Raw genomic sequence first — 19,343 nt, forward strand, 5'->3', positions numbered from 1 at the left:
TGCCGATCCTGCCCGCTTATGATGCCATCTTGATGTCAGCGCCCTTCGGGACCGCGAGCCGCACACTGTCCGGCACCGTCAACGGCTTGTTGGCGCTGTCGAGGAATTCCACCGTTGTGAACAGCAGGTCCGTGGTGCCGATGTTCTCGACGGCATGCACCATGTATTCGCCGGCGCCGAAGCCGAGATGTTTCGTTTCGCCCTTGTAGTGCTCGACATCGACGATGCGGCCATCCTCGAAATAGCCGCGCGCCTTGCCCGGATTGTGTGCCGTCCAGAAATAGGTCAGCACGTGGCGATGGAAGCCGCAGCGCTTGCCCGGCGCGATCGACAGGTGCCAGACGCGCACGCGATCGGTCTCCGACACCAGCACGCTGCCGACGCAGCCGCTGTTGCGCCCTTCCTCATATTCACGCTGCACCTCGAGTGGCCAATGAGCGCGGGGATTTGAGTCCGACATGAGCCGTTTCCTTCCAGATGCTAGCGATTGTCGCGGGGCGGCGTCACGCCACCTCTTTCCTGGTCTGGCTGACCGCGCCGCGGGTCTTGACCACGACCTTGATGGCGTCCTCGATACGATTGCGCGCGTAATGCAGCGCCATCGGCAGGTCCGCGAGCGGGAATGTATGGGTGTGGATCAGCGTGGCATCAAAACGCTTGGCCGCCATCAGCGCCATGGCGCGATGGGTCGCGCTCTTGCCCTCGCCGCGGATGCCGTAGATGTAGATGTTGTTCTTCACGAGCGCACCGATGTCGGCCAGCACCGGCTCATGCGGAAATGCGGCGAGGCAGATCTTGCCGCCGCGATTGACCATTTTGGCAGCCTCGTTGATCGCCGTGTCGGTGCCGGCGCATTCGACGACATAATCGGCGCCGCGGCCAGTCATCTCCTTGACGACGGTGACGAGATCCTCATTGCGGACATTGACGACGCGATCGGCGCCGAGCTTGGTGCCGATGGCAAGCCGTGCATCGCGGGTGCCCGACAGGATCACCGGATCGGCGCCGAGCGCCTTCGCAACCGCCACCGCGAGAAGACCGATCGGCCCCGGCCCGGTGACGACCACGCTCTCGCCGGCAACGAGGCCACCGAGCTCGGTGAGACCGTACATCGAGGTGCCGGCGGTGACCACCAGCGTCGCCTCCTCGTCGCTCATGTCGTCGGGCACGCGCGACAGCGTGTTGATGTGGTTGACGGCATATTCGGCGAAGCCACCGTCGGTGGTGAAGCCGTTGGCCCGATGGCCCTTGTCGACGTCGCCATAGTTCAGGCCGTAGTTGTGGCAGGAGGTGTACATGCCCTGCCGGCAGCGCTTGCACTGGCCGCAGCCGGCATGGATCTCGACCGTGACGCGCTCGCCGATCTTGTACTCGTCGACGCCGGGGCCGAGCGCCGCGACTGTCCCCATGTACTCATGGCCGGGCGTAAAATTCTTGTTGAAGGGCGGACCGCCCTCGATCAGCGCCGGCGTGCCATGCTCGATGATCTCCAGATCCGTTGCGCAGATCGCAACCGCATCGATGCGCACGAGCACCTCCGCGCGCTTCGGCATCGGCACCGGCTTTTCGGTGATGCGCAGCTGGCCGGGGTCGCCCAGCACCCAAGCCTTCATCATGTCGGGAATCGGCATGTCGGTTGACGTGCGAACGCTGGCAGACTCGACCATCGCAACGATCCTCGCCTATTGGTCAACCAATTTTACAATTGGCTTTTTGATTGGTTGAAGCCTCGCTTTCAAATCTGCGGCTGTCAACGCCTAACTTTCATCACCGTCGTTTTGGTCTTGCATTTGTGAACACAATGCGCGTGAAATAGAGATTGGTTGATATTGGTTGCGATAGAGGATTGGACCGGTGTTCGATTTGTTGGCTCGATTGACTGAGGGCGGTCCCGGCACACGCCTTCCTCCGGAGCGACAACTCGCGGCGCAGTTCGGGGTTTCGCGCAACGAGATCCGCAAGGCGCTCGCGCGCCTTGAGCTGGACGGCCGCCTCTCGCGCGAAGTCGGCCGCGGCACATTCATCCGCGCGCCTGCGGACAACGGCAGCGCCAATCTCGCCGCGCTGCGCGACAGCACCAGTCCGCGCAACGCGATGGAGGCAAGGCTCGTGCTGGAGCCGGAGATCGCCAGCCTCGCCGCGGTCAACGCCACCTTCAAGCAGATCGAAGGCATGCGCGTGCTGGCGCAGCAGATGCGCGAGGCCAAAACCTGGAAGGACTACGAGACGCTGGATGGGCGCCTGCACCGCCTGATCGCGGAAGCCACCGGAAATCCGCTGCTGTCGGCGATCCACCGAACCGTCGACGACGTCCGGCGCGCGGTGGTGTGGCGATGGCTCGATACCAGGCCGGAGCGACCGCCGGAAGACTACTCCTCCTTTGCCGAGCACGACGCGCTGATCGATGCGATCGAGCAACGCGATCGCATGCGTGCGATGGAGGCGATGCGCCGGCATCTGCGAACCACCGTCGACAAGCTGATGGGAACGCAGGCCTGAGTTCCACACAAGAACAATAAAGGTGCCGGCCATGAAACTGGGCTTCTTCACGATGCCGATCCATCCACTGGAGAAGGACTGGCGACAGTCCTTGGCCGAGGATCGCGAGGCGTTTCTGCTGGCCGACGAGCTCGGCTTCAGCGAGGCCTATGTCGGCGAGCACGTCACCGACCAGGCCGAGAATATCACCTCATGCATCGCCTTCCTGGCCTGGATTGCGGCTGCGACGAAGCAGATCAAGCTCGGCACCGGCACCGTCAACATGCCGAACGTCCATCCGGCCACCGTCGCCGCCACCATCGCGATGCTGGACCACATGCTCGACGGGCGACTGATCTTCGGCATCAGTCCGGGCGGCCTGCTCTCGGATGCCGAACTGTTCGGCACGCTCGAACGCGATCGCAACGCCATGTTCCTCGAGGCGATCAATCAGGTGCTGCAAATCTGGGCGAGCGAGCCGCCCTACAACATCAAGGGACAGTTCTGGAACATCACGACCGAGAAGACGCTGATGGCCGACATCGGCCAGGGCTTTATCGCGAAGCCCTTGCAGCGGCCGCATCCGCCGATCGTCGTCACCGCCGTCGCGCCGTTCTCCAAAGGCGTCACCGAGGCCGCCGCACGCGGCTGGGATCCGATCTCGGCCAACTTCCTGATGCCGATTTGGGTGAAGAGCCATTGGCCGAAATATATCGAAGGCTGCGAGCGCGTCGGCCGCCCGGTCGATTCCGGCAATTGGCGCGTGGCCAAGAGCGTGTTCGTCGCGAACGACATGGCGACCGCCAAGGCCTATGCCACCGATCCCGACAGCCCGTACGTCTATTACTACCGCTCGCTCTTCACCAAGCTGAAGCGCAACGGGCGCATCGATCTGTTCAAGACGCGGCGCGACCAGCCGGATGACGAGGTCACGCTCGAATCCGTCTGCGACAAGCTGATCATCTACGGCACACCCGACAGCGTCGCCGACCAGATCCTGGCGCTTCAGGAAGAGGTCGGCGAGTTCGGCACCCTGCTCTATGCCGGCAAGGATTGGCGCGACCGCGAGCTCGGACGCCGCTCGATGATCCTGATGGCCGAGCAGGTGATGCCGCGCATCACCGCCGGCACGAAGTAGTTTAACCTCTCGGCACGACAGGAGGCTCGCCATGGCCCTCAGTGATCGCATTCCGTATCAAGCCCTGATCGACCGACCGAAGCTGAAGCTGCCGAACGGCAAGCGCCTCGCGGTGTGGGTGATCCTCAATGTCGAGGAATGGCGGATTGAGAACGCGATGCCGCGCGTCGTGCTGAGCCCACCGATGGGCCAGCCGCTGTTGCCCGACGTGCCGAACTGGTCGTGGCACGAATACGGCATGCGCGCCGGCTTTTGGCGCCAGTTCAAGGCGCTGACGGATCGCGACATGAAGGTGACGCTGGCCGCGAACGCCGATGTCTGCAACGCCTATCCGCGCGTCGCCTCCGCCGCGCGCGAGGCCGGCTTCGAGTTCATGGGTCACGGCTTCATGCAGGGCCCGATGCACCGCCTTCCCGACCAGGCAGACGCGATCAAGCGCTCGGTCGAGACCATCGCAAACTTCACCGGGCGCGCGCCGCGCTCATGGGAGAGCCCGGGCCTGACCGAGACCGAGGAAACGCTCGACCTCTTACGCCTCAACGGCATCGAATATGTCGCCGACTGGGTGATCGACGACCTGCCGCAGGACGTCGCGACGCCGCATGGCACCATCACGACGATCCCCTACACGGTCGAGACCAACGACATCGTCGTCCACGCGCTCCAGCACCTGCCATCCGACCAGTTCTTGAAGCGCGGCATGGATCAGTTCGACCGGCTGTATCTCGAGGGCGCCGACAATGCGCGGGTGATGGCGATCTCGATCCATCCCTACATCACCGGCGTGCCGCACCGGATCAAATATCTCGAACAGCTGCTCGACTACGTCATCGGCCACGACGGCGTCGCATCGATGACGGCAAGCGAGATCGGCGACTGGTATCGGGCAGAGATGGCGCGGCTCGCGCGGGGGTAGACGACTCCGCGGCATCGTAGGATGGGTAGAGCGCTTGCGAAACCCATCCTGTCTCGTCTTGGTCAGAAATTGATGGGTTTCGCTTCGCTCTACCCATCCTACGCACTTTGCTAGCTACACCGGATCGAACGCCCGGATCGGCGGCAGATTGCCGGTGAACTTCTCGACCTCCACGGTCGTGAGCTGGCCGGTGCAGCCTTGTGCGAAGGACGAGGTGCCGATGTCGCGGGTCAGCACGTTGGGATTGCCGTGGACGCAGAGCGGCGCCGCGTCTTCCGGATCCATCGGGTCGTACCAGGCGCCGGTCGGGAGCTGCACGACACCGGGCGCGATGCCGTCGGTGACGTTCACCGCGGCCAGGCAGGCGCCGCGTTCGTTGAAGAGGCGAATGATGTCGCCATCCTTGATGCCCCGCGCGTCAGCGTCGCGCGGATTCATGCGCGCGACCTCGCGGCCGCGATGCTTTGCGGCCAGCGAATGCCCGCCGAAATCGAGCTGGCTGTGCAGCCGTGTCACCGGCTGGTTGGCGACGAGGAAGCAAGGCGCACCCGGCTTCGGCATGTCGCTCTTCTCAAGCCAGACCGGATGTCCCGGACAATCCGCATCGCCATGGCCGGCGATCTTCGCGGAGTAGACCTCGATGCGTCCGCTCGGCGTCGGCAGGGGATGCGCGACGGGGTCATCGCGGAAGGAACGCAGCCGGCCGCCATCGTCCGGCTGCTGCGGCACGACCAGGCTGCCGCGCTGCCAGAATTCCTCGAAGCTTGGGGCCTCTAACCCGCGCTTGGCGAGCGAGGCGCGGGTCGGCTCGTAGAGATGCTCCAGCCACTCTCGCGACGTGCGCCCCTCGGTGAAAGGCTCGCGGGCCCCGAGGCGATCGGCGATGTCGGCAAAGATATCGTAGTCGTCGCGCGCGAGGCCAAACGGCTCGGCGATCCGATGCATCGCGACCATCAGGGGATCGTTGCTGGAATAGCCTATATCCTCGCGCTCGAGCGTCATGGTCGACGGCAGCACGATGTCGGCGTGGCGGGCCGTCGCGGTCCAGGCGAGCTCGTGCACGACGAGCGTGTCGACTTTCGCAAACGCCTTGCGCAGGCGGTTGATGTCCTGGTGATGATGGAACGGATTGCCGCCGGCCCAATAGACCAGGCGGATATCCGGATAGGTACGCGTCTCGCCATTGTAGCGATAGGTGCTGCCGGGATTGAGCAGCATATCGGCGATGCGCGCCACCGGAATGAAATCACGGACGCCGTTGCGGCCCTGCCCCAGCGTCGGCCCCGGCACATCGTTGACGCGGCGGCCGTAGTATCCGATCGCGCCGAGCGAATAGGCGTAGCCGCCGCCGGGAAGACCGATCTGGCCGAGAGCGGCCGCCAGCACCATGCCCATCCACACCGGCTGCTCGCCATGCTCGGCGCGCTGCAGCGAATGCGAGACGGTGATGAGCGCGCGCTTGCCGGCAAGCCGTCGCGCCAGCGTGCGGATGGTGTTCGCGTCGACGCCGCAGATCGCGGCGGCCCATGCCGCGTCCTTGGCCTGCCCATCGCTCTCACCCGTGAGATAGCGCAAGAACACCGGCCATCCCTCGGTGTAGCGATCGAGGAAGGCCTGGTCGTGCAGACCTTCGCTGACCAGCGTGTGGACCACGCCGAGCATCAGCGCGGTGTCGGTGCCCGGGATGCAGGTCATCCATTCCGCGCCGGCCTCGACGGGCAGATCCTCACGCAGCGGACTCATCAGGATGAACTCGCAGCCGCGCTTGCGTGCCGCTTCCATCGCACCGCGCTCGACATGCTTGCTGATCGAGCCGCCGGCCACCATCGAGTTCTTCAGCGCCATGCCCCCGAACGCGAGCACGATCTCGGTTTCGGTCGCGATCTGCTCCCAGGTGACGTTGCGCTTGGTGATGTCCTCGTAGCCCGCCATGATCTGCGGCAGCAGCACCGAGGACGCGCCCGAGGAATAGGAATTCACCGAGCGGACGTAGCCGCCCATCGCGATGTTGAGGAAGCGGTGCACCTGGCTCTGCGCGTGATGCAGGCGGCCTGCGCTCGACCAGCCGTAAGAACCGCCGAACACGGCGCCTGGGCCGCGCGTGTCGCGGATGCGCATCAGCTCGTCGCCGAGCAGGTCCAGCGCCTTCTCCCAGCTGACGGAGACGAATTCGTCGCGGCCGCGCCGGTCATCCGGCCCGGGCCCGCGCTCGAGCCAGCCGCGGCGAATCGCGGGCTGGGCGATACGCGCCTGGTGACGCAAGGCGCCGGGGAAATTGTCGATGATGCCGTTCGGATCGGGATCGCCCGCATAGGCCCTCACCTCCAGCCCGGCTGCGCCGTTGCGTGCGGAAAACACGCCCCAATGCGAGGTGTGCGGCTTGAAGCCGTCGGACAGGTCGAGACCGGGGTCGGGGAAACCAATCGTATCGTCCATCGCGTGGCCCTCATCGCGGGACACGCCGTGCAGGCGGCCCCGGTCGCAATCATCGCAACCAATATAATGAGGCCAGCGCGCGGGGGGCAACGGATTACCGATGCCTGGAACCGCGCGCATGGCCGCATCCCGCGGATCGCACGGCGGCCTGCGGCGCGTTTCCCCTTCAAGCGGTCATCCCAGGCCGCGCCTTGCTCAGCCCTGGGCGTCGACCTGGCTCGTCCGATCGGATGACGCTGCCTGCTGCGCGGCATAGGCGGACGTGGCCTGTGATGCCGGCGAATATTGCGCGAAGGACTCGGTGAGCTCTTCGGCCGCCTCGGTGAGCTCCTTCATCACGGCGGCACTGTCCGATGCCTGATTGCCGGAAGAATGAATGACCTCGAACGAGAACCCGTTCGGGAGATCGACATGAATCTTGTCGATTCCGACGGTGTCGGGAGTGTCGTTGTTCTGTGTCTGGCCGGTCGCGGAGGACGAACTTCCCGGTACCTGCTGGCTTGCGAAATGCTGGACGAAATCCTCGATGGATTTGAGCGCACTGCTGTCGAAGCCGCCGCCGCCGAAATGGACGATACCGACCGACATTCCGTTCGGCAGGTTCACCTTGACCTCGTCGTAAGGCGTGCCGTCGTGCATCAGCGAGGCGAAGGTCGAGCCGTCTCCCTGCGAACCGTCGGTCGATTTCGAAGGGCGGGTGGACGACGACGAACTCGTCGCGCTTCCACCACTGATGCTGCTCATGCTGCCGACGCTCATACGCGAACTCCACTGTCATTGCGAACGCACGTTCCGCGTGCAATGGGCGTGCCAGACAAGAGCATCTTTGCCATCAAGCACTTATCGCGAGTTCATGCCGGCAGCTTCGTCACGCCGGCAAAACCGTCCCGGCAGAAGCTGCCCACTCACGCCATTCTCGCGAGCGCGTCGAAGAGCGCAAGGTTGAGCCGTTTGGTGTCGTTGCAAACGGCGACCGGCTGCGACGAGAATTTTGCGACGACCATCTCGGCGCCTGGATCGACGTAGAGCCATTGGCCGTGAATGCCGAGAGCAAAGAACGCGTCGCCATCGGTGCGCCTCTGGTACCATTTGTTTCGATAGCATCCGCCCGGCAGCCATTCGGCGAGCTTGCCTGCGCTCCACGTCCCGGCAGGGGTGCCAGTCGCCGTGTCGCGCACCCATTCCGGCGAGACGATGTTTCGCCCATTGGCGACGCCGCCCAGTCGCATCATCTCGCCGACACGCGCAAGATCGCGCGGACTCATGCAGATGCCGCCACCGGACCGCGCCGAGCCGGCCGCATCGACCGTGACATAGGCATCCTGCCTTGCTCCGAGCGGCTGCCAAAGACGCCTCGTGACGAGATCCGCAAAACGCTCGCCGGATGCGCGTTCGACGACCAGGCCCAGAACGTCGGAATTCGGGGATGCGTAGTGGAAGGAGCCATTGTGACCCCCCGGACCCTTCTTCAACGAGGACAGGAATTCAATGAGCGTTTCCGCAGCTTGTCCGGGCGCGACGGGCTCCAGCAAGCCGGCGCGGCGATAGCGCGCGAAATCGCCGCGCGGGTCCTGATATATCTCTTCGAAATCGAGGCTAACCCGCATGTCGAGAACGTCGCGGATGCGCGCATCCGCATAGGCGGATGATTTCAGCTCCGGCACATAGTGCGGCACCTGCTGGTCAAGATCGAGCAGCCCGTCGCCGTGCAGGACGCCTGCGACGATCGAAGTCACCGACTTGCTTGCGGAGAAGAGAATGTGACGCGATTGCAGCGTGAAGTTCGGCGCGTGGATATCAGCAACGATGCGACCGGACTTCATCACGACGAGCGCGTCGGTCGACGTTCTCCGGAGAATATCTGCAACAGTCGTTCTTTCGCCTCGGACCGAGAGCTCCTCGCCGAGCAGGCCCTCGGCATCAACGGGCGGCCCCTCGACGAGACCCGGCGTCGCCGAGATGCGCGCGGTCGGAATCAGCTCGCAGACATGGCGGAACGACCAGACGTTCCAGGGCGCCTGACGCCAGTTGGACAGTCGGACATCGCTACGGGGGAAACCATAGCTGGTCTCGAAGGCAGATGACGACATGATCCGTGGAAGCTCCGTCGAGGGTCAGTCAATATGCTGAAGGAAGTCGCGAAATCGCTCGCTCGGGGGCGCCGACAGCAACGCAGTGGGATTGCCGTCGTGAACGAGGTGCCCTCCATCCAGAAACAACAACCGCGAGCCGACCCTCTTGGCGAAACTCATCTCGTGGGTCACGACCACCATGGTCATGCCCTCGGTCGCCAGGGTCTGCATGACCTTGAGCACCTCCTGCCGCAATTCCGGATCGAGCGCCGACGTCGGCTCGTCGAACAGCATCACCTTCGGCCCGACAGCGAGCGCACGCGCGATCGCGACGCGCTGCTGCTGACCGCCGGAAAGCTGCGAGGGATAATGGTTCATGCGCTCGGCAAGCCCGACCTTCTGTAGCAGGGCCGCAGCGATCTCGCGCGCCTCGACCTTGGTGCGGCCGCGTGCCCGGATCGGCCCGAACATGACGTTCTGGATCGCGGTCAGATTTGGAAACAGGTTGAACTGCTGGAACACCATGCCGGCCTCGAGCCGGATGCGCCTGATGTCGCGCGACGCGCCGAGCACGCTGATATCATCGACGCGGAGATCACCGCCGCTGATCGTCTCCAGAACGTTGATGCAACGGAGCATGGTCGATTTCCCGGAGCCCGACGGTCCAATGATCACGGCGACCTCGCCGCTCTCGATATCGAGATTGAGCGGGTGCAGAACGGTGTGCGCTCCAAATCGCTTGGTCGCCTGCCTGAATTCGATCATGCTCATGGCAGGCGCGATCTCCGTTCGATGAAGCGAAGGCTGTAGGCGAGCAGACTGATCACGACGAGATAGATCAGCGCCACTGCGGTCCAGATCTCCACCGCTCGAAAATTCTCCGACATGATCTCCTGACCTCGCCGGGTCAGCTCGCCGACGCCGATGACGAGGAAGATCGAGGTGTCCTTGACCACGGCCACGACCTGATTGCCCATCGCGGGCAGTGCACGGCGAAACGCGATCGGCGCGATCACGTAAGCCAGGACCTTGCGGAAGCTCAGGCCCATGGCAAGGCCAGCCTCGCGAAGCCCGGCAGGGACGCTGTCCAGCGCGCCCCGCACGATCTCGGCAGTGTAGGCCCCCGAATTCACGATCAGCGTGATGATCGCCGCGCTGGTCGAGCTCAAGCGGATGCCCAGCATGATCGGCAGGGCAAAATAGACGAACATCACCTGGACGACGATGGGCGTGCCGCGAATGAAGGCGACGTAGGCCTGTGCCGGCGCGGTGACCAGCCAGTTCCCATAATTGAGACCAACCGCAGTCACGACGCCGACGATCGTGCCGCCGATCAGACCTGCGATCGCGATCAGGATGGTGAGCTCGAGGCCCTCCAGCAATTCGGGCAAGGCGGCCGTGATCGCGGTCCAATCGAACGACATGGCAAGGGATCCGGCGCCTTAGGTCGATTCCGGCCCGAACCATTTTTCGCGCAGCGCCTTCAGCCGTCCGTCGGCCTTCATGGCAGCGAGCGACGCATTCGCCGTCGCAACCAGAGGACTGCCCTTCTGGAAGCCAATGCCGACGTCGCGACCTTCCAGCTTCGGCTGGAGCACCCTGACTTTGCCCTTGCCGGCGTTGTTGGCGTAGTACATCAGCGCCGGCGCGTCATAGACGACAGCATCCGTCCGCCCCGCCTCGAGCGCCAGCAATGCATTGTTGATGGTCGGCATCTGCTCGATGCTCGCGCCCTTGATGTGCTCGCGGATGAAGTCGACGGCGACCGTTCCCGTTTCGGTGCCGATCGCCTTGCCCGTGAGATCGTCGGGCGTCTTGATCGCGTTATTGCCGGCTCCGGTGATGGCAATCAAGCCGCTCTGATAGTAGGGCTCCGAGAAGTCGATCACCTTCTGACGCTCCGGCTTGATGAACAGCTGGGAGACGATCGCGTCGATGTTCTTCGTCTGCAACGCGGGGATCAACGCGCCGAACTGCATCGGCTGCACATGCCATTTGCGGTTCAGCCCCTTCGCTACCTCGGCCCAGACTTCGATGTCGAAGCCCGAATAGCCGTCGCCATCCTTGAAGGCAAAGGGCGGGCTGCCGACATTGGAGCCGACGATAAGCTCGGCATCTTCGGCTCTGGCCGGCCAGGACATCGAGATTGCGGGGGCGGCAATCAAACCAAGCTTGATAAAATCGCGACGTTTCACCTTCATCTCCATGGCACGGGTGGGTTCTGGGTTCGGCTCGTCAGGTCGAAATTTTCTCGCATTCGGTCGGCTGTACGACGCCGGAGAGCCAGCAGCCGTCGATGCGCCCATCATCGAGATTGAAGCGGACCTGGATTTCAGACGGACGCTTCATCGCGCGCCCCTGGCGGACCGTGATCGCGCGATCGGAGGCTTCGACCAAACCGTTGGACAGCAGGCCGAACGACAAGGCGGATGCCGCGATGCCGGTCGCTGCATCTTCCGGATACCCCGACGAGCGCGGAAACTGACGCGCGTCGACGACCTGCCGCTCCCGGTCGGAGATCGCGTAGGGATAGAGTCCGGTGGAGGCGATGCGGGAACACAGCCGCTCGATCCTGTCGAAGTTCGGGTTCAAACCGTCGAGCACCGATACCGATCGCAGCGGAATGAGAGTCTTCACGCGGCTGGTCCGCGCATTCTGGATCGGCAGCGGCGCGATGTCGTCGGAACGGATGCCAAGCACCTCGACAATGTCGGCTCTCACCTGATCGGTATCGGAAAGCGGCTCGACATGGCCTGCGGGCTGCGAGACCTCCACGCAGACGTCCTGTCCTGCCGCCCGCCGGATCCGCGCTTCGACGCGGCCGCTCTTGGTCGAGATCTTCAAGTGATCGCCCGACACTCGGCCGAGCTGCGCGAGCAGCCAGACGGCGCCCACCGTCGCATGTCCGCACATCGACATTTCGTGGTTGGGGACCCAGAAGCGAAATTCGAAATCGCAATCCGACGCCAAAGGCGCCGGCAGGACGAATCCGCTTTCATGGCCGTAGGAGCTCGCCACCTCCTGCATCTGCGCATCCGACATTCCGGCCGCGTCGACGACGATCGGCGCCGGATTGCCGCCGTCGGGCCCCGCGGCGAACACGCGGACGAATCGAACCTGATGTCTTGACCTGTTCATCACCCATCCCGGAGCGCGAGGCTCTGACGAGCCGTCACGCAGAATTCACGCCGGTCAAATTATGACCGCCGCCGGCGGGATGCGTGTCCGAACGGGACCTAAGGTTTGATTGATCGGGCCATGCGCTTGCGGACCTCGCTGGGCGAGCGGCCGTCGGCCCGACGCATCGCATGAGCGAGAGCGGCACCGCTGTCGAATCCGACCCGGAACGCGATCTCCCCGATGGGAAGATCAGTTCCCGCGAGCAGCTCACAGGCCCTGTCGAGACGCGCCCGCTGCTGGAATTCCCCGATCGACAGACCGGTGAATTCCCGGAACAAGCGGCTCATATGACGCCGCGACACGCCAAAACGTGCTTCGAGCGTGTCGAGCGGAATGGTCCGGTCGACATGCCGGGTCAGGTATTGCTTCACGTCCTCGATCAACATCATGCCGTGCTCGCGATGCGAGGTGCCGGACACGACCTCGCCCGCCATGACTTCGGCGATGCATTGAACCAGCAGCGCCGAGGACAGGCCATGGCGAATGCGCGATTGGCCGTAAGCCTCTCCTTCGCCCCGAGCCGATAGTTCGTGCAAGGCGCGCAGCCTTGAGGTGCAGCGGAAGAAGCTGGTCGTACGGGTTCGCCTCCGGAATTCGCTCAGCGAGCCGATCTCTCTCTCAAACCTCTCGAGGATCGGTCCGGTGACATAGAGGGCGATGTGGCTGTGCGCTCCGATGCCGGCCCTGGTTTCGTGGGCGCGGTCGGGCGGCACGACCGCGAAGCGATCCTGAGACAGCCACGTCCCCGCGCGCTGGCCTTCGTGCTTGAGCTCGATCGTTCCGCGGTTCGGCAGGATGAACATCAGGCAATCATGCCAGTGCCACGGCATGGCGTATTCGCCGCTGCCGACCAGGGCCGCGTACTCATTGTCAGCAGCAACCAGGCGACCTGGATCTGCCGTTCCGCGGAGCTGATCAAATGATCTCAGCATGTCGATGCCCAAATTTGACGGCCGGAGCCTAGCAGTCTTTGACCTGCATGCCCACCGCCTGCGTCATCTTTGACGCCACGGGGCCCTAAATCCTGGGCTACAGTGCATGTAAATTGCATGGCCGGCGGCGACTTTTCTTCTGAGAGGTGGAGGTCATCTGATGGACGACAAGGACATCCGCGGCCTGGTGGCCGAGGTGCAGCAGGGCACGCTCTCGCGACGCGCGTTCATCCGGACCATGGCTGCGGTCGGGATCGCAGCTCCGCTCGCGAGCCAGATCCTGCTCTGGAACGACGTGGCGATGGCGGATGCCACGCTGGCCTACAAGCCGACCAAGGCCGGCGGCGGCGGTCCGCTCAAGCTCCTGCTCTGGCAGGCTCCAACGCTGCTCAATCCGCATTTCGCGCTCGGCACCAAGGACCAGGTCGCCTCGCGCGTCTTCTTCGAGCCGCTGGCCGGCTGGGACAAGGAAGGCAACCTGATCCCCTGCCTCGCCGCCGAGGTGCCGACCAAGGCGAATGGCGGTCTCTCCACCGACGGCACCACCGTGATCTGGAAACTGAAGCAGGGCGTGCGATGGCATGACGGCAAGCCCTTCACCGCCGACGATGTTGTCTTCACCTGGCAATACGCCGCGGATCTCGCCACTGCCGCCTACACCACGGGCTCCTATCAGAACATCACGGTCGAGAAGATCGACGATCACACCGTCAAGGTCACCTTCAAGGCTCCGACCCCGTTCTGGGCCGACCCCTTCGTCGGCTCGGTCGGCCAGATCCTGCCGAAGCATCATTTCGGCGAATATATCGGCGCGAAATCCCGCGATGCACCGGGTAATCTGAAGCCGGTCGGCACCGGTCCGTACAAATTCGTCGAGTTCAAGCCGGGCGATCTGGTCCGGGCCGAACGCAATCCCGACTATCACGTGAAGAACCAGCCGTATTTCGATACGTTCGAGATCAAGGGTGGCGGCGATGCGGTCTCCGCGGCGCGCGCCGTGCTGCAGACCGGAGAATACGACTACGCCTGGAACCTGCTGGTGGAGGACGAGATCCTCAAGCGCATGGAGACCGGCGGCAAAGGCAAGGTGGAGTTCACAATATCCGGCGGCGTCGAGTTCATCATCCTCAACACGACCGACCCGTGGACCGAGGTCGACAGCGAACGCTCCAGCGCCAAGACCAAGCATCCGACGCTGTCCGATCCGGCGGTGCGCCGGGCGCTCAATCTGCTGATCGACCGCGACGGGATCCAGAAATTCATCTACGGTCGCGGTGCCGTCGCAACCGCAAGCTTCGTCAACCAGCCGGGTCGGTTCAAGTCGAGCAAGCTGAACTTCGAGTTCAATATCGACAAGGCGAACAAGATCCTCGACGAGGCCGGCTGGAAGATGGGCGCGGACGGCATCCGCGAGAAGGACGGCAAGAAGCTCAAATACGTATTCCAGACCTCGATCAACGCGCCACGGCAAAAGACCCAGGCCATCATCAAGCAGGCTTGCCAGAAGGCCGGCATCGAGATCGAGCTCAAATCGGTCACCGCGTCGGTGTTCTTCTCCTCCGACGTCGGCAACCCCGACACCTATTCGAAATTCTATTGCGACATCGAGATGTACAACACGACGATGCCGCAGCCCGATCCGGAGCGGTTCCTGAACCAGTGCGTCTCCTGGGAGATCGCCAACAAGGACAACAAATGGCTCGGTCGCAACGTCTCGCGCTGGTCCGATCCCGAGGCCGACAAGGCTTACAAGGCCGCGCAACAGGAGCTCGACCCGGTCAAGCGCGCCGCGCTGCTGATCAAGGTCAATGAGATCTTCTGCGAGGCCAACGTGTTCCTGCCGCTGCTCTCGCGCTACATCGTCGGTGGCGCCGTCAACAACCTCATGACCGACATCTCGGGGTGGGACGTCACGACGTGGAATGTGGCGAGCTGGTATCGGAGCTGACCGCGACCGGCTGGGCACCCGGCTCCATTCTCAGCGCGCCGGGTCGCATGCCGTATTTGCGCATGATGGCTTTGCTGAGGGCGCTCTCGGACGCGTACCCGATTTCATCCGCGATCTTCGCGATCGGATCGGACGTGCCGGCCAGCCGTTTGCGCGCGATCGCCAGTCGCAGATCGGACAGGAACGTCATCGGCGCGACGCCCGCGCGCTTCTGAAAGGCCCGCACCAGCGTTGCGCGCGAGGCGATGGCCACCGCCGCCATCTCGTCGAGCGTCCAGTCGCGGGCGAGATCACCGAGGATCGCCAGCACGACGCGGGCCGTCGTACGGTCCTGCAGAAGCGAAAGCGTCCCATGGCTGGAAGCCTGCTCCGTCAGATGGTCGCGGAGCATCATGACGAACAGGGCTCTGGCGAGATCAGCCGCGACCATCTCCGATCCGGCCTTTGCTGCGTCGAGCTCTTCGCGGATGTCGAGCAACAGGCGCCGAAACCTTTCCAGCAACGGCTCTCCTGCGGTGCGCAGGATGATCTCGTCGGGAAGAGCCGCGATCAGCGGATTCTCGAGCGAGGTTTCGAACAGGAAGCGGCCGCAGAGCAGCTCGGTATCGACCGCAGCGTCCACCATCGTGCGCTGGCGGATACCGTTTCGAGTCTCGGTCGAAACCCGCCCTGCAGCGCCCCTCACTTCGCTTCGCATCAGATGACTATCACCGTGCGGCAGCAGGAGAATATCGCCGGCCTCCAGCCTCTGCGGACCCAGCCCTGGCCTCTCAACCACGCAGGCGCCGCGCGTCACCATATGGAATTGCGCCCATCCCCGGCCGTTCGGCGCGTGCAGTGACTCCCAGCTGCCACCGAACCTGCAGGAATCGTCGATCACGGGGCGGATCCTGAACAGCGGCACCATCGCATTCAACAATTCGGCTGCTCCAGCCTCCGACATTCGCACTCCTTGATCCGCCCGGACATATGTTCGAGCCGCCCGGCCATGTCCCGGCGCGGCAAGCGCGGGCACTCTAGCGGACAGAACACCGATGGAGGTTAACATGGCCATGCTCGACTGGAACACCTACCGCCGCCAGGTCGTCGCCGGCGTCGGCGAGATTGGAAAGCTGTCCCCGGAGACGGTCAAGGGCTACGCGACGCTGAGCGGCGCGGGCGCCAAGACCGCTCACCTCGACGCAAAGACGCGCGAGCTGATCGCGCTCGCCGTCGCCATCAGCCTGCGCTGCGACGGCTGTATCACCGTCCATGCCGCCGAAGCGAAGAAGCACGGCGCGACCGAAGGCGAGCTGGCCGAAGCGCTCGGCACCGCGATCTCGGTCAATGCCGGCGCAGCACTCGTCTATTCGACCCGTGCGCACGAGGCCTTCAAGGAAGCTTGAACAGCCGACAGGAGTGAGCGCGCCAACGCTCACTCCTTCTAACACAACCTAACATGCAATCGTCGCGGCCTGCGGTAAATCTCGCCGCGTGATCGCGATCGGGATTTCCAAAAAACACGATTATCGATGGGAGATCATATGACGTCCAAGACGCCAATCGAGTTGTTGTCCCGGCCTGCGAACATGTCGCGCCGTGGCTTCGTCGGAGGTTTGTCGGCGGGCATTTTGAGCGTGGCGGCGACCGAAGCGGCCAATGCGGAAACGCTGGCCGACGTTCCCGATCGCGGCCCAGGCGCTGATCTCAGCGCACACAGCGAGCGCTCCCGCTTCGCCAAGATCGACCGTATCCCGGAGGCGACGCCGGGCAAGCGTAACATCGATCCCAGCGATGCCATCAATTCCAAGACGCCGCATCAAAAGCTGGTCGGCAACATCACACCGACCGATCTGCATTACGAGCGCAGCCATTCCGGCGTACCCGACATCGATCCAGTGCAACACCGGCTACTGATCCACGGCATGGTCGGCAAGCCGCTGGTTTTCAGCGTCGACGATCTCAAGCGGATGCCGTCGATCTCGCGCGTGGTCTTCATCGAATGCACCGGCAATGGCTGGGAGAACTGGAAGAAGGCCGATCCGGACTTGACGGTGCAGAACACGCACGGCCTGGTCAGCACCAACGAATGGACCGGCGTACCGCTCAAATTCCTGATCGACCTTGTCGCCAAGGACAAGGGCTCGACCTGGATGCTGGCCGAAGGCGGCGACGGCGCCGGCGTCGACCGCAGCATTCCCCTCACCGACGAGATCGTGAACGAGGCCTTCGTCGCCTACGGCCAGAACGGCGAGCCGCTCAGGCCCGCGCATGGCTTTCCGATGCGGCTGGTGATGCCGGGTTTCGAAGGCAACCTCAACATCAAATGGCTGCGCCGCCTCAAGTTCGGCAGCGCGCCCTGGATGACGCGCTGGGAGACTGCGCGCTATACGCAGCTGCTCGCCGACGGCAAGGCGCGGCAATTCCAGCTGCGGATGGACACCAACTCCGTCATCACCCAGCCCTCGGGCATGATGCAGATCCAGCCGGGCTACAATCGCATCTCGGGCTTGGCCTGGAGCGGCCATGGCAAGATCGCTGAGGTCGAGATCTCGACCGACGGCGGCAAGACCTGGACCCAGGCGCAATTGAGCCAGCCGGTATTGTCCAAGGCCCAGGTCCGTTTCCAGATGGATTGGGTCTGGGACGGCAAGCCGACCACGATCGTGAGCCGTTCGACCGACGAGCAGGGCAACGTTCAGCCGGACCGAAACTCCTTCATCGCGGCGATGGGGACCAACGCACTGTTTCACTACAACGCCCAGCAGACCTGGAGCATCGACGAGGCCGGGAGGGTTCGCAATGTCCTCGCATAAGCGACTTATCACCGGCGTGCTCGCGATCGGCCTGCTCGCGTCCCCCGTCTTTGCTTTCGACTTCGGTCGTCCGGCAACGCCGGATGAAATCAAGCTGTGGGACATCGATGTCGGGCCTGACGGCAAGGGCCTGCCTGACGGCAGCGGCACAGTCGTGCAAGGCAAGCAGGTGTTTTCGGATTATTGCTCGGCTTGTCACGGCGAGAACGGCCAGGGCGGCATTAAGGATCGTTTGGCCGGCGGACAGGGCACGCTCGCCTCCAATATGCCGGTCAAGACTGTCGGCAGCTTCTGGCCCTACGCAACGACGCTGTTCGATTACATCCATCGCGCGATGCCATATCCGACGCCGGGATCGCTTGGCACCGACGAGACCTATGCCGTTACCGCCTACATCCTGAGCCTGAACGGCATCATTCCCGCCGACGGCAAGGTCGACAAGGACAGTCTGCCGAAGATCAGGATGCCCAATCGCGACGGCTTCGTTCCGGAACCGGAATTCGACCCGGCCCGATTGTTCCACAAGAAGTGAGCGCGCGATCATGAGGCTTTCCGCGCTGGTCAAAATCATCGCGCTGGTTGCAGCGATATGTTCATGGGAGACACAGGCCATGGCTACGGACGGACTCATCACCATCAAGAGCAATTTTGGCCCCGCGGACACGATGAAGCGGCTCGAGGCCGAGGTGAAGGCCAAGGGCCTCACCGTGTTTGCCCATGTCGATCACGCCGCCGGTGCGGCCGCCGTCGACCTGAAGCTACGGCCGACTGATCTTCTCATCTTCGGCAACGCCAAGGGTGGGACGCCGTTGATGCAACAGGCGCAGACCGTCGGCATCGACCTGCCGCTGAAGGCGCTGGTTTGGCAGGACGAGCAAGGCGCGACCTGGCTGTCCTACAACGATCCGGCCTATCTCGCCGGCCGTCATGGCGTTGGCGAAGCGGCCAAGGCGGCCGTCACCGCGATGACGGGAGCGCTGCATGCCATCGCGACCAAGGCCACCACGCCATAGCGCGGCCGCCGCCGCTGCCCTCGCGCTCCAGGAGAGGCCCATGACCGGCACAGACAATCAGCCGACCGCACCATCCAGCCCCGGAGGCGGCAAGCTCGCCAGATGGGTCGTCATCGCGGTGCTGTCCGCACTGCTCATCGCCGCTTGCATTCTCGGTTATCTCGGCTGGACCAGCACGGACACCAAGGTGCCGGAGGCCGGTTACGTCGCGCTGGTGTTCGGCGTCGTGTTCTCGCTGGTCGTCGGCGCCGGCCTGATGGCACTGGTGTTCTACAGCAGCCGCAAGGGCTACGACGAACCGGTGGTGCTGATCCAGGAATCGGAAGGTGAATCGGAGGGCGAACCGGAGAGCGATCCGGACGATGAACGCGGCCCGCGCTAACGACACATGATCGCCGCGCGGAACTGGGCTGCGCTGCCGTCTCTTGGACTCCA

At 63.9% G+C, this 19,343-nt stretch carries 20 protein-coding genes; 9 read left to right on the plus strand and 11 right to left on the minus strand.

Translation table 11 applies throughout. The annotated features are described in order from the left end of the window. Positions 1–16 precede the first annotated feature (16 nt). Together NLM31_RS34485 and NLM31_RS34490 are read right to left on the minus strand one after the other, a co-directional pair. Positions 17–460, minus strand: coding sequence for a hypothetical protein (locus NLM31_RS34485; RefSeq protein ID WP_254195154.1), 444 nt, complete (start codon positions 458–460; stop codon positions 17–19). Between the two features lie 43 nt (positions 461–503). After that, the gene (locus NLM31_RS34490) at positions 504–1,667 is read right to left on the minus strand and encodes a zinc-binding dehydrogenase (protein ID WP_254195155.1); all 1,164 of its coding nucleotides are present in this window, start codon (positions 1,665–1,667) and stop codon (positions 504–506) included. Between the two features lie 187 nt (positions 1,668–1,854). Between NLM31_RS34490 and NLM31_RS34495 the strand changes: the two genes are divergently transcribed. The 3 genes from NLM31_RS34495 to NLM31_RS34505 are packed head-to-tail and all read left to right on the plus strand — an operon-like array spanning position 1,855 to position 4,532. Beyond that, positions 1,855–2,499, plus strand: coding sequence for a FadR/GntR family transcriptional regulator (locus NLM31_RS34495; protein ID WP_254133726.1), 645 nt, complete (start codon positions 1,855–1,857; stop codon positions 2,497–2,499). Between the two features lie 31 nt (positions 2,500–2,530). Continuing rightward, the gene (locus NLM31_RS34500; protein ID WP_254195156.1) at positions 2,531–3,616 is read left to right on the plus strand and encodes an LLM class flavin-dependent oxidoreductase; all 1,086 of its coding nucleotides are present in this window, start codon (positions 2,531–2,533) and stop codon (positions 3,614–3,616) included. A 31-nt stretch (positions 3,617–3,647) separates the two neighbouring features. After that, entirely contained in the window at positions 3,648–4,532 is an 885-nt protein-coding gene (locus NLM31_RS34505) for a polysaccharide deacetylase family protein (protein ID WP_254195157.1), read from the plus strand. Between the two features lie 114 nt (positions 4,533–4,646). Here the strand turns inward: NLM31_RS34505 and NLM31_RS34510 are convergent, their stop codons facing one another. From NLM31_RS34510 to NLM31_RS34545, 8 genes are all read right to left on the minus strand, one after another. Beyond that, a complete protein-coding gene (locus NLM31_RS34510) occupies positions 4,647–6,968 on the minus strand; it encodes a molybdopterin guanine dinucleotide-containing S/N-oxide reductase (protein WP_254195158.1) in 2,322 nt (773 codons plus the stop codon). A gap of 195 nt (positions 6,969–7,163) precedes the next feature. Further along, on the minus strand, positions 7,164–7,727 hold the full coding sequence (locus tag NLM31_RS34515) for a hypothetical protein (RefSeq protein WP_254195159.1): 564 nt from the start codon (positions 7,725–7,727) through the stop codon (positions 7,164–7,166). Between the two features lie 146 nt (positions 7,728–7,873). Further along, entirely contained in the window at positions 7,874–9,058 is a 1,185-nt protein-coding gene (locus NLM31_RS34520; protein ID WP_256561947.1) for a serine hydrolase, read from the minus strand. A 24-nt stretch (positions 9,059–9,082) separates the two neighbouring features. Beyond that, entirely contained in the window at positions 9,083–9,811 is a 729-nt protein-coding gene (gene glnQ / locus NLM31_RS34525) for a glutamine ABC transporter ATP-binding protein GlnQ (protein WP_305884458.1), read from the minus strand. Then, on the minus strand, positions 9,808–10,464 hold the full coding sequence (glnP, locus tag NLM31_RS34530; protein ID WP_254133731.1) for a glutamine ABC transporter permease GlnP: 657 nt from the start codon (positions 10,462–10,464) through the stop codon (positions 9,808–9,810). The genes glnQ and glnP overlap by 4 nt, the downstream gene beginning before the upstream one ends. 18 nt (positions 10,465–10,482) lie before the next feature. After that, on the minus strand, positions 10,483–11,235 hold the full coding sequence (locus NLM31_RS34535) for a transporter substrate-binding domain-containing protein (RefSeq protein WP_254195160.1): 753 nt from the start codon (positions 11,233–11,235) through the stop codon (positions 10,483–10,485). Positions 11,236–11,275: 40 nt separating this feature from the next. After that, positions 11,276–12,178, minus strand: a complete 903-nt coding sequence (locus NLM31_RS34540; RefSeq protein WP_254133733.1) for a PhzF family phenazine biosynthesis protein — start codon at positions 12,176–12,178, stop codon at positions 11,276–11,278. Between the two features lie 98 nt (positions 12,179–12,276). Beyond that, positions 12,277–13,164, minus strand: a complete 888-nt coding sequence (locus NLM31_RS34545; RefSeq protein ID WP_254133734.1) for an AraC family transcriptional regulator — start codon at positions 13,162–13,164, stop codon at positions 12,277–12,279. A gap of 148 nt (positions 13,165–13,312) precedes the next feature. Between NLM31_RS34545 and NLM31_RS34550 the strand changes: the two genes are divergently transcribed. Continuing rightward, positions 13,313–15,100: a peptide ABC transporter substrate-binding protein gene (locus tag NLM31_RS34550; protein ID WP_254133735.1), complete on the plus strand. Its 1,788-nt coding sequence runs from the start codon at positions 13,313–13,315 to the stop codon at positions 15,098–15,100. Here NLM31_RS34550 and NLM31_RS34555 read toward each other — a convergent pair. Then, on the minus strand, positions 15,063–16,043 hold the full coding sequence (locus NLM31_RS34555; protein WP_254133736.1) for an AraC family transcriptional regulator: 981 nt from the start codon (positions 16,041–16,043) through the stop codon (positions 15,063–15,065). The genes NLM31_RS34550 and NLM31_RS34555 overlap by 38 nt on opposite strands. A gap of 103 nt (positions 16,044–16,146) precedes the next feature. Between NLM31_RS34555 and NLM31_RS34560 the strand changes: the two genes are divergently transcribed. The 5 genes from NLM31_RS34560 (at position 16,147) to NLM31_RS34580 (ending at position 19,290) form a co-directional block, all read left to right on the plus strand. Next, positions 16,147–16,485, plus strand: coding sequence for a carboxymuconolactone decarboxylase family protein (locus NLM31_RS34560; RefSeq protein WP_212329942.1), 339 nt, complete (start codon positions 16,147–16,149; stop codon positions 16,483–16,485). A gap of 138 nt (positions 16,486–16,623) precedes the next feature. Continuing rightward, positions 16,624–17,895 carry a sulfite dehydrogenase gene (gene soxC / locus NLM31_RS34565; RefSeq protein WP_254195161.1) on the plus strand — a complete coding sequence of 424 codons (1,272 nt, stop codon included), beginning with the start codon at positions 16,624–16,626 and terminating at the stop codon, positions 17,893–17,895. Next, on the plus strand, positions 17,882–18,427 hold the full coding sequence (locus NLM31_RS34570; RefSeq protein WP_254195162.1) for a c-type cytochrome: 546 nt from the start codon (positions 17,882–17,884) through the stop codon (positions 18,425–18,427). Before soxC ends, NLM31_RS34570 begins: the two co-directional genes overlap by 14 nt. Positions 18,428–18,437: 10 nt before the next feature. Further along, positions 18,438–18,908 (plus strand): DUF302 domain-containing protein, encoded by a 471-nt coding sequence (locus NLM31_RS34575; RefSeq protein ID WP_254133739.1) that lies wholly within the window; start codon positions 18,438–18,440, stop codon positions 18,906–18,908. Positions 18,909–18,948: 40 nt separating this feature from the next. Further along, complete coding sequence (locus tag NLM31_RS34580) at positions 18,949–19,290, plus strand: hypothetical protein (protein ID WP_254195163.1); 342 nt, start codon at positions 18,949–18,951, stop codon at positions 19,288–19,290. Positions 19,291–19,343 lie beyond the last annotated feature (53 nt).

The organism is Bradyrhizobium sp. CCGUVB4N (genome assembly GCF_024199945.1).
Lineage (GTDB): Bacteria > Pseudomonadota > Alphaproteobacteria > Rhizobiales > Xanthobacteraceae > Bradyrhizobium.

Coding starts and splice junctions, on each gene's coding strand:
- glnQ (WP_305884458.1), bottom strand. CDS start 9,811: ATGAGCATGATCGAATTCAGGCAGGCGACCAAGCGATTTGGAGCGCAC.
- glnP (WP_254133731.1), bottom strand. CDS start 10,464: ATGTCGTTCGATTGGACCGCGATCACGGCCGCCTTGCCCGAATTGCTG.
- NLM31_RS34575 (WP_254133739.1), top strand. CDS start 18,438: ATGAGGCTTTCCGCGCTGGTCAAAATCATCGCGCTGGTTGCAGCGATA.
- NLM31_RS34560 (WP_212329942.1), top strand. CDS start 16,147: ATGGCCATGCTCGACTGGAACACCTACCGCCGCCAGGTCGTCGCCGGC.
- NLM31_RS34485 (WP_254195154.1), bottom strand. CDS start 460: ATGTCGGACTCAAATCCCCGCGCTCATTGGCCACTCGAGGTGCAGCGT.
- soxC (WP_254195161.1), top strand. CDS start 16,624: ATGACGTCCAAGACGCCAATCGAGTTGTTGTCCCGGCCTGCGAACATG.
- NLM31_RS34500 (WP_254195156.1), top strand. CDS start 2,531: ATGAAACTGGGCTTCTTCACGATGCCGATCCATCCACTGGAGAAGGAC.
- NLM31_RS34555 (WP_254133736.1), bottom strand. CDS start 16,043: ATGTCGGAGGCTGGAGCAGCCGAATTGTTGAATGCGATGGTGCCGCTG.
- NLM31_RS34515 (WP_254195159.1), bottom strand. CDS start 7,727: ATGAGCGTCGGCAGCATGAGCAGCATCAGTGGTGGAAGCGCGACGAGT.
- NLM31_RS34580 (WP_254195163.1), top strand. CDS start 18,949: ATGACCGGCACAGACAATCAGCCGACCGCACCATCCAGCCCCGGAGGC.
- NLM31_RS34570 (WP_254195162.1), top strand. CDS start 17,882: ATGTCCTCGCATAAGCGACTTATCACCGGCGTGCTCGCGATCGGCCTG.
- NLM31_RS34540 (WP_254133733.1), bottom strand. CDS start 12,178: ATGAACAGGTCAAGACATCAGGTTCGATTCGTCCGCGTGTTCGCCGCG.
- NLM31_RS34520 (WP_256561947.1), bottom strand. CDS start 9,058: ATGTCGTCATCTGCCTTCGAGACCAGCTATGGTTTCCCCCGTAGCGAT.
- NLM31_RS34490 (WP_254195155.1), bottom strand. CDS start 1,667: ATGGTCGAGTCTGCCAGCGTTCGCACGTCAACCGACATGCCGATTCCC.
- NLM31_RS34505 (WP_254195157.1), top strand. CDS start 3,648: ATGGCCCTCAGTGATCGCATTCCGTATCAAGCCCTGATCGACCGACCG.
- NLM31_RS34510 (WP_254195158.1), bottom strand. CDS start 6,968: ATGGACGATACGATTGGTTTCCCCGACCCCGGTCTCGACCTGTCCGAC.
- NLM31_RS34550 (WP_254133735.1), top strand. CDS start 13,313: ATGGACGACAAGGACATCCGCGGCCTGGTGGCCGAGGTGCAGCAGGGC.